The organism is Kribbella sancticallisti, assembly GCF_039530625.1.
Classification (GTDB): domain Bacteria; phylum Actinomycetota; class Actinomycetes; order Propionibacteriales; family Kribbellaceae; genus Kribbella; species Kribbella sancticallisti.
This window is the reverse complement of sequence record NZ_BAAAOS010000006.1, coordinates 114,467-128,217: the sequence shown is the minus strand read 5'-3', so window position 1 is coordinate 128,217 and position 13,751 is coordinate 114,467. Positions and strand designations below refer to the sequence as shown.

Here is a 13,751-nt window from a genome sequence, read left to right as displayed (position 1 = left end):
GTCAGCCCTTCGCGGTACGGCGAAGCCAGAGCAGGCCGAGCACCGGCAGCACGAGCGGGACGAACCCGTAGCCCTGGCCGAAGTGGGACCAGACCGTCGCGTCCGGGAAGTCCTCGGGCACGGCATAGCTGAAGGCACCGATCGTGATCACGCCGACCAGCTCGACCAGGATCGCCACTGTCGCCACCCGGCGGGACAGCACCGTGGCCTTGGCGAGCGCGAAGGTGGCCGCGCAGTAGATGATCGCGGCAACGGCTGACAACACGTAGGCGACCGGAGCCACCGAGAACTGCGTAGCGATCTGTACTGCGGCCCGCGCGGTCGCCGCCAGCGCGAAGACTCCGTACACCAAGATCAGGATGCGGCCCGGCCCATGCCTGGTCGCCGACGGGTCCGCCACTTCAGACGGTCCAGATCTCGTACATCCGCAGTTCCAGCACCGGGATCACCAGGCAGGCGACGGCCAACGCCCCGGCGCCCCAGCGGCTGCTCTCCGCCAAGGCCCACAGGGCACCCACCGGCAGTACGAGCAGGGCGCCGATCAGGTAGCCGATGAAGAACGGGCCCGACACGTCCCGGTCCGTCCCCGTCAGCTGGATGATGCCCACCACCAACTGTGCGAGCAGGGCGACCTCGACGACGCCGAGCAGACCGAGCAGCGGCCAGTTGATCCTGCGGTCGAGAGCGGCCAGCACCACGGCGAAGATCATCGCGGCCAGCGACAGAGCGACCAGGACCCAGGTGAGCGGTTCGTACACGGACTAGAGGATGTCACCCGGGGTGTAGGCGGCGGCCTCGGGGTAGCGCTTGGCGAGTTCGTCGATCCGGTCGACGACGGCGTTGACCTGGGCGACGGCCGAGCCGGTGAAGGACAGCGGCTCGCCGACGATGCCGACGATCTGGTCCTCGGTCAGGCCGAGCCGGCCGTCCTCGCCGAGCCGGCGGAACAGGTCGTTCTCCGAGGTGCCCTTGCGCAGGTCCAGCGCCATCGCGACGGCGTGCTCCTTGATCACCTCGTGCGCGGTCTCCCGGCCGACCCCGTTCTTCACCGCGGCCATCAGCACCTTGGTGGTGGTCAGGAACGGCAGGTAGCGCTCCAGTTCACGCGCCACCACGGCCGGGTACACCCCGAACTCGTCCAGCACGGTCAGGAACGTCTCGAACAACCCGTCCAGCGCGAAGAACGCGTCCGGCAGCGCGACCCGCCGTACGACCGAACAGAAGACGTCGCCCTCGTTCCACTGGTTGCCGGCCAGCTCGCCGGCCATCGAGGCGTAGCCGCGCAGGATCACGGCCAGCCCGTTCACCCGCTCGCAGGACCGGGTGTTCATCTTGTGCGGCATCGCGGACGAGCCGACCTGGCCGTCCTTGAAGCCCTCGGTGACCAGTTCGTGCCCGGCCATCAACCGGATCGTGGTCGCCAGGCTCGACGGCCCGGCCGCCAACTGCACGAGCGCGGAGACCACGTCGTAGTCCAGCGAGCGCGGATACACCTGGCCGACGCTGGTCAGCGTCCGGCGGAACCCGAGGTGCTGGGCGACCTCCGACTCCAGCCCGGCGAGCAGCTTCTCGTTGCCGCCGAACAGGTCGAGCATGTCCTGCGACGTACCGACCGGGCCCTTGATACCGCGCAGCGGATACCGCTCGATCAGGTCCTCGAGCCGGGCGATCGCCACCAGCAGTTCGTCCGCGGCCGAGGCGAACCGCTTGCCCAGCGTCGTCGCCTGGGCCGCCACGTTGTGCGACCGGCCGGTCAGCACCAGCGCGGCGTGCTCCGCCGCCTTCTGGCCGAGCTGTACGGCGGTCGCCACCGCCCGGTCCCGCGCCAGCTCCAGGCTCGCCCGGATCTGCAACTGCTCGACGTTCTCGGTCAGGTCGCGGCTCGTCATCCCCTTGTGCACGTGCTCGTGCCCCGCCAGCGCGTTGAACTCCTCGATCCGCGCCTTCACATCGTGCCGGGTGACCCGCTCCCGGGCCGCGATCGACTCCAGGTCGACCTGGCCCAGCACCCGCCGGTAGTCCTCGATCACCCCGTCCGGGACGTCGACCCCGAATTCCTTCTGCGCCCCCAGCACCGCCAGCCACAGCTGCCGCTCGAGCACGATCTTGTACTCCGGCGACCACAGCTGCGCCATCGACAAGCTCGCGTAACGCGCGACGAGAACGTTCGGGATCAGGGGCTTGCTAGGAGTCGGCACGTACCCCATTGTCTCCCAGACCACCCAGTACTCCCATTCGGCCGTCTCAGCGAGAGACGGTCAGGGACGCACAGGTGTTGCCGCTGCACAGCTGGTAAGTCCCGGCAGTCGCGATGGCTGGGACGACCAACTGGTGAGGCCCGACCCCGGTGATCTTCGGCTGGGCCAGGTTGAGGCGCTCGACATCAACCGCCTTGAACCACGTCGGCTTGGCTACCGGGCTCCCGACGCCGAGGTAGTACAGGATTTGCCCGGCGCGACTGAGAGTGAAGTAGCCGCTGCGCAGATCGCCCGTCGGCAGCGTGAGCTCGATCAACTGCCCCGGCTCGGCCACCGCGGGGACGACTGCCATCACGAACGGCGTCGGGGTCGCCGGTACCGCGCCGCCGTGGTCGTCCTCCCCGACGAGCAGCCGAGACGCCGCCAGGAGGACCAGCACCACACAGCCCAGCACCGCCCAGTACGTCGCCCAGCCGCCGCGCCTCGCCGCGGCCCGCGTGAGGATCTCCGGGAAAGCGGGCTGCCCCACCTCGGTGTTGGATGTCATCGCCACAGCCATCGGCAGCCGGCATCCCGGTCATCGGCGGATTCGTCGGCTCCCGGTCGGTCGGGCGGTACTTCCCCCTGCGTCGACTCTTCCGCCACCACCATTTCTTCGCTCCCCCAGGTCGTCGGCATACCTGGTACACACTCCGAGCCCACCAAAAGGTTGCAACACCGACGAAACTAATTCTCGGCCTCTGCCACCGAAAACGACAGTCCCCCGGCGAGACTGCTCGCCGGGGGACCGAAAACCGTGGAGGTCAGAGCTCGCCGCGGGCGGCCTTCAGGGCGATGTCGGTGCGGTGCTGAGAGCCCTTGATCCGGATCTGGCCGACACCGGCGTACGCCCGCCGGCGGGCCTCGTCGAGGTCCGCGCCGGTGGCGGCGACCGCCAGGACCCGGCCCCCGGCGGTGACCACCTCGCCGTTCTCGAGCGCGGTACCGGCGTGGAAGACGCGGACACCGTCGGCCTCAGCCTGGTCGATGCCGCTGATCGTGTCGCCGCTGCGGGGCTTGGCCGGGTACTTCTTGGCCGCCACAACCACCGCCACGGACGCACCGGACTTCCAGCTCAGCGCCTGGGCGTCCTCTAGCTTGCCGGTGGCCGCGGCGTACAGGAGGCCGCCGAGCGGAGTCTTCAGCAGCGGCAGCAGGGCCTGGGTCTCGGGGTCGCCGAAGCGGCAGTTGAACTCGATCACCCGGACGCCGCGCGACGTCAGCGCCAGGCCGGCGTAGAGCAGGCCGCTGAACGGCGTACCGCGGCGGCGCATCTCGTCGACGGTCGGCTGGAGCACCTTCTCGGTGATCTCCTCGACCAGCTTTTCCGGTGCCCAGGGCAACGGTGTGTAGGCGCCCATGCCGCCGGTGTTCGGGCCTTCGTCGTTGTCGCCGAGCCGCTTGAAGTCCTGCGCGGGCTGCATCGGCAGCACGGTGACGCCGTCGGTGATCGCGAACAGCGACACCTCCGGGCCGTCCAGGAACTCCTCGATCAGCACCTGGTCGCACCCGGCCGCGTGCTCGAGCGCCTCAGCGCGGTCGGAGGTGACGACGACACCCTTGCCCGCGGCGAGTGCGTCGTCCTTCACCACGTACGGCGGCCCGAAGGCGTCGATCGCCTCGGCGGCCTGCTCCGGCGTCGTACAGACGTAGGCGCGGCCGGTCGGCACACTCGCCGCCGCCATCACGTCCTTGGCGAAGGCCTTCGACCCCTCGATCTGAGCCGCCTCCTTGGACGGCCCGAACACCGCGATCCCGGCCTCGCGCAGCGGATCGGCCAGCCCGGCCACCAGCGGCGCCTCGGGCCCGACGACAGCCAGATCGGCCCCGACCTCCCGAGCGAGCGCGACGACCGCATCGTGGTCCGCCATGTCCACCGGCCGGCAGACGATCGTCTGCCCGTCGTACGACGGCCGCAACGCGTCGATCCCCGGATTCCCCGGCGCCGCCACCACCTGCTCGACCTCAGGATCCCGGCTCAACGCCCAGACCAGTGCATGCTCACGACCGCCAGAGCCGATAACTAGAACCTTCACGGGCCACGAGCCTAGGGCATCGCCCTCGGTGCACTTACGCGTGTGCTGAATTTGCGCGGCCCTGGGCGGTGTAAGACTGCGCCTGACTGGAGGTATTCGATCGGCTGTGGTATCGACCGCTCCCAGTGCCGCGACGCGGGTCGGGGTGTACCCAGCCGCGCATGGGTAATAGTGAGGTGACTGTCGAGGTACGCTCACCTATCCGCGCCATCCACAGATGCCGCGGTATCAGCCGCCAGTTCCACAGCGGCTGGTTCGCGCAGGCGCAGGATTGCCCGGCGAATCTGGGCAGCCACCACTCGCGGCGTCAGAGGTCCGGTGTCGATCCGGAGGCTTCGGTAGCCGGACCGGTCGAGGTGGTCGCGGGTTTCCTCGTAGAAGCGCGCCTCTGCCGCGCTGCTGTCGGCTTGGCGCTGCAGCCGGTTGTGAGGCCCCTTGGTAGTCAGCCTGGCGGTGATGACGGCGGGGTCGGCAGTGAGAATCACCGCCAGGTGCGGGCGGTCCGCCAGAGCGTTGAGGTTCCACAGGAACTCCAGCTCGAGCCCGTCTAAGCGCTGCATCACCAGTGCGGATGGGACGTACCGGTCGCACAGGACGAGGTGGCCGGCCGCGAGGAGCGGTCGGATCTCGGTCTGCAGGTGGTGGTACCGGTCGGCGGCATACAGACAGGCCAACGCCGGACCGGTGACGGTGTCGGTGAGGTCGTAGGCGAGCTTCCCGATTGGTCCACGGGATGGCTCGACGGTGGTCTGAATCGTAACCCTGTCAGCCTTCAGGAGCTGGGCGAGGTGGGTGATGGTCGTGGTTTTGCCCACGCCGGACGGGCCGTCGATGGTGACGAAGAGTCCGGCGCAGGTCTCAGAAGAGGGTCGCAGCCGGGTCATCGGCAGAGCTACCCGTTGAGGCCTTACCGGCCATGGTGTCCAGCAGATCCGTCAGCGTCAGCGGGTCACCATCGACCGGTGACGCCAGATGGGCGACCAGCCGCGCGCAGACGATCGCGTCGTACGTCGCCCGGTGCGGGGCCAGGCCGCTCGGCAGGCCGTCGGCCAGCCCGAACGCGTCGACCAGGGCGCCGAGCTTGTAGGAGTCACGCCCGGGCAGCAGACGTCGAGCCAGCTTCAGGGTGTCGAGCACCTGCGGCGGCTGGTAGCCGGGCAGCTCGCGACCGACCACGCCGAGGTCGACGCCTGCGTTGTGGGCGACGAACACCATCCCGTTCAGCGCGGTGTGCAGTTCGCCGGCGATCTCCGCCGTCGTGGGAGCACCGGCGACCTCGTCGTCGGAGATCCGGTGGAACCGGCGCGCCATCGGCGTGATCGGCCGCGGAGGACGTACCAGCCAGCTCTTCGGCGTGCCGATCGTGCCGTTCTCGATGGGCACGATCGCGATCTCCACCAGATCGGGCGGCTGCTGGCCGTTGCCTTCGACGTCGACCACGGCGTAGTCGAACGCGGTCCACGGGGTCCGTGGCTCAGCCATTGGTCGTCGCCTCCCATCCGATGTCCGCGCGGCCGTGCCGATGGACGTGGTGCGGGTGCCCGGCGTCGTGAACCTGGAACGCGAACGCGTGCTGCAGAAAGTACCGGGGCTGCTCCGACGGTAGCCCCTCGACCTGCACCGCGCGGCCGTCGACGCCGAGCACCTTCAAGTGTGCCGCCTCGGGCAGTACTGCGGCGGCATCCTGGAACGCGCGCGTCGTCGGTACCTGGTGCGCGTCCGCGCACAGCTTCAGCTGAGCCATCGGGCAGATGTCGCATAGTTCGCGGATCCCGTAGTGCCCGTTGTAGTCCGGCAGACCGTGGACGTACGACACCGCGCAGGACGTTTTGCGGAACAGCGGTGCCGCGCCGGCAGCCCGGGCAGCGAAGGCGTCGACGACGCGGCTGTCGAGGGACTCGGGCACGATCTTTCGGCGCGCAGTGCCCGCGTACGGCTCGGGGATCCCGTTGGCCCTGTAGTAGTCGGCAATCTGGTCGCGGTAGAACAGCCCGGTGAACACCGTGGCGTCCGCGGCCGCGGACAACTCGACCGCGCGGTCCAGGTGCTCGTCGGTGTCGTTCAGGCCCGGCACCAGCGGCCGCCAGTACAACACCGTCCGGTAGCGGCGCGGCTCAGCCGCGGAACCGTACGCCGTCGCTCGGCGTAGCGACGCGGCCGCGACCGAGCCCGGATACGGCTCGACACGGCGGTCCTCGATACCGGAGTAGGTGAACAGCAGCGTCACCTTGAGGTTCTGCAGTGCGTTGAGTCGAGCGCAGTCGGCGCCACGCACGACGGCGCGAGTGATCACCAGCACGTGGTTGGTCAGGCCGCGGCTGTCGAGGTCCTCGAGTACGGCGAACAGGTGGTCCTTCACGCCCGCCAGGAAGGGATCGGTGGACCGGTTGAAGATCTGCACCGGAGTCGTGTGCGGCTTGAAGTAGCGGTGGCCAACCAACTGCTCGACCGCTTCGGCGTCCGTCATCAGGGCCGCCGGGGTGTCGGCGTCCCACAATCCGTAAGTGTGGCGGATGCAGTAGGCGCAGCCTAGCGGGCAGCCCTGCACGTAGTTCAGCGAGAGGCCGGACTTGCGGTACTCGACGACCTCGCGGGCGCGGTCGGGGAGAGCTGCGATGCTCAATGTGGGCAAGAGGGGAACGAAGGTGGCATCCATTGGGTTGCTCTCCAGACAGCGGTTCGACGGATTGGAACGGTGAGCGGACGCAGATGCAGGGATCAATGCGCCCGCTCACCGGGAACGGGGGCGGAGTCCTCGGCCCGGGGGCCTGCGAACAGGCCGAGGCCTCCGGTCAATGGGGGCAAGGCCGTGGCCGAGCGTGAGCGGTTGAGGAGTCTTGCCGGCGGCTGAACGGGATGAAGAAGTCCCGGTCGGGCCCCACCCCCAGCTCAAGGCGAGCGCATAAGCAGCACCGTGGCAGCGGTCGTGCGCTCGATCTCGTCCATCTTCGACGGAGCACCGAGCGGCTGGACGTGCGCGCGGCTCTTCGCTCACCGCTCCTCGTCCATCCAGCGACGGAACCGATTGTTGAGCCGCTGAAACCATGCCGCGGCCCGGCACCTGATCGCGACGGTCAGCCGTGAGAGTCGACGCACCGCCAATCACGACCGATCACCGATGCCGCATCGGTCGGCGTGAGCGGTTCATTCGTCACGCGCAGCCCGGAGAAGCGTCGCGACATCGCGGCCTCGTACCGGGCGGCCAGGGCAGGCTCGGCGCGGTAGTCGGCGATCGCGGTGTCGCCGAACCACACTCGGACCCGGCGGTATCTGGTCTCCAACTGCTCCTGGCCGTTCACCGGTCCTGCACCTCGGTGGCCGCGAGATAACCGATCAACAAAATCGCGACGGCATACATGGCGGCCATCCAGTCGTTCATCGTGGTCATCTCCCCCTACGGGTGGTGGTCTGCCGAGGCCGGGAGATAGGCCCGACCTCGGCGGTCGCGGCGCCGTCCTGTAGCCGCTCAATCACCATCCACGTAACCGGGCAGTGTGTGGGCGAATATTCAACATCGGGATACGGCACAGCCGAAGTCGTTGCTGAGTACAACAAAACGCGCCCCAACCCTGGAGAGTTGAGGCGCGTCGGTTGATCGGCTTAGCGGAGGTTCTTGACCATCGAGTCGAAGACCGGCGCGTCGGGGAACGGCTGGATCCGGCCTACTTGCTGATAACCCCACTTTTCGTACGCGCGCCGCGCCGGGGTGTTGTCCGGCTTCACCAGCAGGGTCACGCGCTGCTCGGTGCGATCAGCCAGGAGGGTGTCGTGCATCGCCTCGGCGAGACCACAGCGGCGCCACTGCTCGCGGACGAGCATGTCGATGATCGCAACGGTCCGACCCTCTTGCTCGTTGGCGACGTCATCGGGGAGTGGGTCGACCGCGCCGGCCCACCAGCCAGTGTTCGCAGCGAGCTGGTGGCCGTAGACACATCCGGCCGGGGATCCCTCGCTGTCAGCGACAACCAGGCGGAAGCCGGGGGCCTTCAGCCGGCGTGGCCACGCGCCCCTCATCCGGCCGAGCTCAAGCTGGCCCTTGTTGTGTGGCGGGGGGAAGAACACGTCGACGTACAGCTCACTGACGACGTCGAGCTGGTCGGCCGCCTCGGCTGGGCCGAAGACACTGAGCTGGATGTCGTTGAGGTTACTCATGCGGCTGGCACCAATCGCTCCACTGTCGAGGCTAGCTGGATGGCTGGGAGGTAGGTCTGCCGGGCCAGCACCGTTGCGGTCTTGCGGACCTCGGTTGCGATCCGGCGCGATCCGGCGATCGCGCCAGAGCCGAGGACGTACTTGGTGACGCTGATCGACTCGTCGAGTTTGCCGGTGCAGGCAAGGACGTTGCCTAGGTAAGCGGAGTAGATCGTGTGGTTGCGTAGCCCGGTTTCGGGGCTGCTAGCAAGGACAGCTTCTCGTGCCGCGCGTTCTGCGGCGCGGGCGTTCTTAGCTGCCCGTGCGCAGTGCATCTCGTGGACTGCGAGGTCGCCTTGTCCCCAAAACGACAGCCAGGCGGGCGCGTCGCCTGCACTGTCGCGGTCGAGCCACTGCCGAGCTCTGGCAAGACACCGGGCGGATTCGGCGGTGTCTCCGATGCCTGCATGCCCGATCGCTTCGCGGGCGGTGAGGAGTGAGAGGAGCTTCGGGTGTGCGTCTGGGCCAGAGGCTTTCCGGGCGGCTCGGGCCAAGCCGATCGCTTCCTGACCTCGGCCTGCTTCGCGGGCGGGGACGGCCATGGCTGCAAGCGCCATGACGCGGGCCTGATCGGCGCCTTCGCCGAGGTCGGCAAGGTGGCTGGCTTCGAGCCACCAGCGGCGGGCGCTTTCGCGGCGGCTGGAGTCGAAGGCTTGCCAGCCGGCCCGGACGGCGGCGACGGCGGTCACTTCCCGCAGTCTGCAGCCGGTGGCGAATCCGTAGGAGGCGCTGCCTACTGCGTCTTGGAGGTGGTTTGCGATGCCGGCGGTGAGTTGGTAGACCGTCCCGCCACCCTGTTGGTCTTCGAGGTTCTGCAGGCGATGCAGCGCTGCCCAACACTCTTCGATGTCAGCTGATCCGATTCGACCGGCCCAGGCCGGATCGGTCACTACCGCGGGAAGCATGGCTGCAGACGCGGCGGCGGCGATGTTCTTCAACAGGTCTCGGCGACGCATGTCCTCACTGTATGCCGGGTCTTGTGCAGGCGGATCGGCCCGCAGAATCCCCAGGGCTGCACAGATCGCGGTCAGCAACGTGGGATCGTTGCGCTTCCCGCACTCCACGCGGGAGATGGAAGCCTGGGCCGAGTTGGCGAGCCTGGCGACGTCGGCCTGATCGAGCTGCACGGCTTCGCGGACCACTCGGACGATCCGTCCGAGATCGCCGCTGATCAGTGCGGCCTGGCCAGCTGGGGTATTGAGCGCTTGAATTCCGGGCGTCGCTGCGGATCCGCGGATGTCCCCGAATTCTGGGCGCGGTGGACTGTCCCACGTCGGTATCACCAACCGTGAGCCGTTCACTGTCATCTCCCGTTCGTCGTGCGACGTCGACGGCAGAGCCGGGAACAGAGGCAGGGACCCCCGCAAAACCGATGAGGCGACACTGCACCGGGTGTGCCGGACAGGGATAGGCCTGCAAGCGGCCAGCTTGCGGACATCTTGACCATTGCAGTGGACATCTGTGGGCCCGGTCCGGCGGAAGCTCCAAGTCGTCGGTCCGAGTCCCGGCCGGCCAACTACGCTGAAGGAACAACACCTGCTCAAGAGAGGAGGCGCCGACGTGAACCAGGCGGAACCTCGCACACTGCTTGCACGGCTGATCAAAGACCGAAATCAGTCGACCAGCGATGCGGTGAAAGAATTCGCGGCGCACGCCGGGGATCTGGATGCACACGCCACCTTGTCAACTCGGCACTTACGGCGGTTGATGGCAGGCGAGCAGAACTCAGCGCACCCGGCCACCCGCCGCGTCGCTGAGGCCGTCTGGGGACACCCCTTCGCTGAACTTGTTGGACCACCGTCGGCATCGTCGACGGTCGCACCGGTAGCGACCGCAATGGCGCGGTCTCTACACGCCAATCCGCCCGTGGGGGGCGCGGCTGTGTCAGCTGGTGAAGCTGACCAACCGTTGTCGTTGAACGAGGAGCTCTTGATGGCTGCCGAGGACTCCGCGCGGTTCGTCCGCCGCGCCGGCGCAGTCTTGACCAGCGAGGTGCTGGAACAGCTGGAAGCTGACGTGGTCAACCTGGCTGAGCAGTACCTGCGTCGCCCGCCCTACGCGATGTTCAAGCCCCTAAGTGCGCTACGCGCCGAAATGTTCGAGATGCTCGAAGGCCATCCACGGCCCGAGCACGCCAAGGAGCTCTACAGGGTCGCCGGCCTGGTCAGCTCTCTCCTTGCTCACTTGAGCAGTGACCTCGGGCAGCCCTACGGCGTCGACACCCACACCCGCGCTGCGTGGCTGTGCGCAGACCTATCCGGAGACAATCATCAGCGCGCCTACATCCGCTGGGTCCAGTCCCAGGTCGCCTATTGGCAGCACGACTACACAAGATCGGCCGACCTCGCCCGGCACGGCCAGCAGTTCGCCCAGGTCGGCGAGAGCATGCTGCGGCTGGCCAGTCAGGAGGCGCGCGCCCTGGCCGCGCTCGGAGACGAACACGAAACCACTCGGGTCCTGCAGAGGGCTGGGTCCTCAATCGAGGCCACCCTCGACCAGCAGCCTGCACCTGGCGTGTTCTACTTCCCAGCAGGCAAGGCCGCCTACTACGCAGCCGAGGCCCACATAGCGCTCGGGGGAACCGCTCATCTCCACCAAGCTGTCGCTGATGCCGAGCGTTCCCTCGCCTTGTTCGCCGCAGGACATGGCCGGTCACCGGAACTCGTCGCGGCAGCACAACTCGATCTCGTCACCGCGCACTTCGGCCTGGACGACCTCGACGCTGGCGCGGAGCACCTCGCCCCAGTCCTGCAGTTGCCTGTCGAGAGCCGAACCATGCCGGTGATCGAGCGGACCTTGAAAATCGCGGCCAGCCTGACAAACGACCGGTACGCCGACTCTGCGGCCGCTGGGGACCTACGCGACCAACTGGATCAGTTCTGCAGCTACTCGGCCGGCGGGGGAGCGCCTCAGCTTCCCGCCTGATAGAAACATCGGATGAAGTTCCAGGTAGCAGTGTGCGGTCCTCGCGACTGCACGGAGGCCAACCGCCAAGCCGCCCGCCGGATCGGTGAACTTCTCGCCGAGGCCGGCGCGACTGTGCTGTGTGGCGGTGGCTCCGGAGTGATGGCCGCCGTGGCAGCCGGTGCACGTAGCCGCGATGGACTCGTTGTCGGGATCCGGCCGAACAATTCGCGCGAAGGTTCGTCCCCAGATCTGTCAGTCACGATCGTCACCAACCTTGGCGAAGCCCGCAACGCCGTGATCGTCTGGTCAGCGGATGCGGTGATCGTCGTCGGTGGGTCGTGGGGCACTCTCAGCGAACTTGCCCTCGCCAAGCGCCGAGGCGACGTACCGGTTATCTCTCTCGACGGGTGGCAACTGCTCGATGCTTCTAGCCGGCCCGTTCCCGGCATCGAGATCGCAGCATCGGCCGAGGACGCAGTACGGCAGGCCCTCGCCACGCAGCTACCGCCACCAACCGACGGATAGCAACTCGCTGACCGACGACAGAAAGGCAAGAGTCGTGACTGACGAGACCACTGACCGAGACGCATCTGGAGTCGTCGCCTTCGGCAACGAACTGGGTGTCCTCAAGGGACTCCGCCAGACCGGTTGGTGGCAGGCCGGCGCCGGCGATCCGGAGTCCATGGCAGAGCACAGCCGCCGAGTGGCCCAGCTCGCAGCTCTGATCGCCGTTGAAGAGGGTGGTGACCCTGCGCGTGCTTTGCGCAGTTGCGGCACCATAAGCCCGCCTAATCACCGTCCCCTGGTCGCGCGCAGGCGACGGAACATCTCATCGATCTCGACAGACAGCTCGTCGCTAGGGGTCAGGATGCGTACGGCGTCTTCGTACAGCGGCCACAGCTCCTGAACTGCCTGCTCAGGATCGCCGGCGCTGACGCGAAGGCGCGCAAGATCCAACCGAAGCGACAGGTAGTCACGACCATAGGCATCGATGCGGTGTTGCGCCCGGACGATCGATTCGAGTTCTGGAATCGCGGCATCGAGTTCCCCCAGCGCGACGCGGCACGCGACTGCCTGGCGGCGGTAATCCAGACTCTCCTCCGTGTCGTTACCGTCGAGTGTGTACGTCTTGGCGAGCGCCTCGAACTCGGGCGCCGCCTTGCGATAGTCCCCACCCAGATACAGAGCGGCCGCGTAGCTGATGCGCAAGTCCAGAGCCTGCTCGCTGTCCGAACCGAAGGAAGCTGATGCTCTCGGTAACAAGTCGCAGAGCATCTCAGATGCCTGGGTAAATCTCTCTTCGTCAACCAGTCTTTCGGCCTCAGAGAGGGCTTCATCCACCTCGTCGAGGTCGATCTCGGGAATTGCCGGCAGCGCTGCCACGTCACGCGTGAGCATCGAGGGACGCGGTCGCGGTGCAGCTGGCCTCCGAAATGGGCGAGTGGGGTCCGGGATCACACCCGCCGGCTGCTCGGTATCCGATGCGAGGCTGTCCGCTGGCGGCAGAAGCGGTACCAAGCGGTCATATGCGGCCCAAGCACTCTCCGGCCGGTCACTGGCATTCTTCGCCAGGAGATCGAGCACCAACCGCTCCAGGTCGGCGGGGATCCCAGCTTCCAGCTCTCGAAGCGGCGTCGGAGGCTTCTCCAGGTGCTGATACATCAGCGCGATCTCCTCCGTGGCATCGAAAACTCGCTGACCACTGAGCATCTCGTGGAGCAGGCAACCGAGCGCGTAGAGATCGGTCTGCGGAGTCACCGGGAGATTCTGAATCTGCTCCGGTGACATGTACGGCTTCGTACCCATGACCCGGCCAGTCGAAGTGAGCTTGGTGACGTCGCTGCGCAGGAGCGCCGCAATTCCAAAGTCGAGGACCTTCACGACACCACCGCGGGCCAGCATGATGTTGCCCGGCTTGAGGTCCCGATGGACGACCGGCACAGCGTGGGCGTAGGAGAGCACCGAACAAATCTGCGCCGCAACCGAAGCGGCCCAGGACGGAACGAGCCGCGTCTCCTCTGCCAGTACGTCGGACAACGACGGACCGTGGATCAACTGCATCACGATGAACAGCTGATTCGACCCGTCGTCGAAGGCAGCGTCGTACACCGCCGGCACACCGGGATGCTCCACCTTCGCCATGACCCGGGCCTCACGACGAAAGCGTCCGACCAGTTCCTCACGCTCCTCGTCCACCATCAGGAGCTGAGGCCGGATCAGCTTGACTGCGATATCCCGGTCCAGCACGGTGTCGTACCCGCGCCAGACCTCCCCCATACCGCCACGACTGATCGGTGCAGCCAGTTCGTACCGCCCGGCGATAACTCTCGCCTGCTCAGGCACGCATCTCCTCCCCAGGTGTCACCGAACAGTCTGCCGC

General features: G+C 67.4%; 14 protein-coding genes. 2 read left to right on the top strand and 12 right to left on the bottom strand.

Annotated features, from left to right (window positions below):
* Position 1 precedes the first annotated feature (1 nt).
* The 11 genes from ABD255_RS02570 to ABD255_RS02520 all read right to left on the bottom strand — a co-directional run bounded on the left by ABD255_RS02570 (position 2) and on the right by ABD255_RS02520 (position 9,771).
* Complete coding sequence (locus ABD255_RS02570) at positions 2 to 349, bottom strand: hypothetical protein (protein WP_344209283.1); 348 nt, start codon at positions 347 to 349, stop codon at positions 2 to 4.
* A 52-nt stretch (positions 350 to 401) separates the two neighbouring features.
* Positions 402 to 758: a hypothetical protein gene (locus ABD255_RS02565; protein WP_344209281.1), complete on the bottom strand. Its 357-nt coding sequence runs from the start codon at positions 756 to 758 to the stop codon at positions 402 to 404.
* A gap of 3 nt (positions 759 to 761) precedes the next feature.
* Complete coding sequence (gene purB, locus ABD255_RS02560; RefSeq protein ID WP_344209500.1) at positions 762 to 2,207, bottom strand: adenylosuccinate lyase; 1,446 nt, start codon at positions 2,205 to 2,207, stop codon at positions 762 to 764.
* A 37-nt stretch (positions 2,208 to 2,244) separates the two neighbouring features.
* On the bottom strand, positions 2,245 to 2,745 hold the full coding sequence (locus ABD255_RS02555; protein ID WP_344209279.1) for a hypothetical protein: 501 nt from the start codon (positions 2,743 to 2,745) through the stop codon (positions 2,245 to 2,247).
* A gap of 256 nt (positions 2,746 to 3,001) precedes the next feature.
* The gene (gene purD, locus ABD255_RS02550) at positions 3,002 to 4,273 is read right to left on the bottom strand and encodes a phosphoribosylamine--glycine ligase (protein ID WP_344209277.1); all 1,272 of its coding nucleotides are present in this window, start codon (positions 4,271 to 4,273) and stop codon (positions 3,002 to 3,004) included.
* A gap of 194 nt (positions 4,274 to 4,467) precedes the next feature.
* Complete coding sequence (gene tmk / locus ABD255_RS02545; RefSeq protein ID WP_344209275.1) at positions 4,468 to 5,157, bottom strand: dTMP kinase; 690 nt, start codon at positions 5,155 to 5,157, stop codon at positions 4,468 to 4,470.
* A complete protein-coding gene (locus tag ABD255_RS02540; RefSeq protein WP_344209273.1) occupies positions 5,132 to 5,755 on the bottom strand; it encodes a 3'-5' exonuclease in 624 nt (207 codons plus the stop codon). The genes tmk and ABD255_RS02540 overlap by 26 nt, the downstream gene beginning before the upstream one ends.
* Complete coding sequence (locus tag ABD255_RS02535; protein WP_344209271.1) at positions 5,748 to 6,896, bottom strand: hypothetical protein; 1,149 nt, start codon at positions 6,894 to 6,896, stop codon at positions 5,748 to 5,750. The genes ABD255_RS02540 and ABD255_RS02535 overlap by 8 nt, the downstream gene beginning before the upstream one ends.
* Positions 6,897 to 7,347: 451 nt before the next feature.
* A complete protein-coding gene (locus ABD255_RS02530; RefSeq protein ID WP_425554362.1) occupies positions 7,348 to 7,572 on the bottom strand; it encodes a hypothetical protein in 225 nt (74 codons plus the stop codon).
* 301 nt (positions 7,573 to 7,873) lie between these two features.
* Entirely contained in the window at positions 7,874 to 8,425 is a 552-nt protein-coding gene (locus ABD255_RS02525) for a GNAT family N-acetyltransferase (protein ID WP_344209269.1), read from the bottom strand.
* Positions 8,422 to 9,771: a helix-turn-helix domain-containing protein gene (locus tag ABD255_RS02520; RefSeq protein WP_344209267.1), complete on the bottom strand. Its 1,350-nt coding sequence runs from the start codon at positions 9,769 to 9,771 to the stop codon at positions 8,422 to 8,424. The genes ABD255_RS02525 and ABD255_RS02520 overlap by 4 nt, the downstream gene beginning before the upstream one ends.
* Positions 9,772 to 9,925: 154 nt before the next feature.
* On the opposite strand from ABD255_RS02520, the gene ABD255_RS02515 reads away from it, so the two are divergent.
* The gene (locus ABD255_RS02515; RefSeq protein ID WP_486336041.1) at positions 9,926 to 11,389 is read left to right on the top strand and encodes an NsdA family TPR-like regulatory protein; all 1,464 of its coding nucleotides are present in this window, start codon (positions 9,926 to 9,928) and stop codon (positions 11,387 to 11,389) included.
* 12 nt (positions 11,390 to 11,401) lie between these two features.
* On the top strand, positions 11,402 to 11,896 hold the full coding sequence (locus tag ABD255_RS02510) for an SLOG cluster 4 domain-containing protein (RefSeq protein ID WP_344209263.1): 495 nt from the start codon (positions 11,402 to 11,404) through the stop codon (positions 11,894 to 11,896).
* 267 nt (positions 11,897 to 12,163) lie between these two features.
* Here the strand turns inward: ABD255_RS02510 and ABD255_RS02505 are convergent, their stop codons facing one another.
* Positions 12,164 to 13,714 carry a serine/threonine-protein kinase gene (locus ABD255_RS02505; RefSeq protein ID WP_344209261.1) on the bottom strand — a complete coding sequence of 517 codons (1,551 nt, stop codon included), beginning with the start codon at positions 13,712 to 13,714 and terminating at the stop codon, positions 12,164 to 12,166.
* Positions 13,715 to 13,751: the final 37 nt, after the last annotated feature.

Excerpts from the sequence above, each read along its gene's own strand:
- purB (WP_344209500.1), bottom strand. The coding sequence starts at position 2,207 with ATGGGGTACGTGCCGACTCCTAGCAAGCCCCTGATCCCGAACGTTCTC.
- ABD255_RS02555 (WP_344209279.1), bottom strand. The coding sequence starts at position 2,745 with ATGACATCCAACACCGAGGTGGGGCAGCCCGCTTTCCCGGAGATCCTC.
- ABD255_RS02520 (WP_344209267.1), bottom strand. The coding sequence starts at position 9,771 with ATGACAGTGAACGGCTCACGGTTGGTGATACCGACGTGGGACAGTCCA.
- ABD255_RS02540 (WP_344209273.1), bottom strand. The coding sequence starts at position 5,755 with ATGGCTGAGCCACGGACCCCGTGGACCGCGTTCGACTACGCCGTGGTC.
- tmk (WP_344209275.1), bottom strand. The coding sequence starts at position 5,157 with ATGACCCGGCTGCGACCCTCTTCTGAGACCTGCGCCGGACTCTTCGTC.
- ABD255_RS02525 (WP_344209269.1), bottom strand. The coding sequence starts at position 8,425 with ATGAGTAACCTCAACGACATCCAGCTCAGTGTCTTCGGCCCAGCCGAG.
- ABD255_RS02510 (WP_344209263.1), top strand. The coding sequence starts at position 11,402 with ATGAAGTTCCAGGTAGCAGTGTGCGGTCCTCGCGACTGCACGGAGGCC.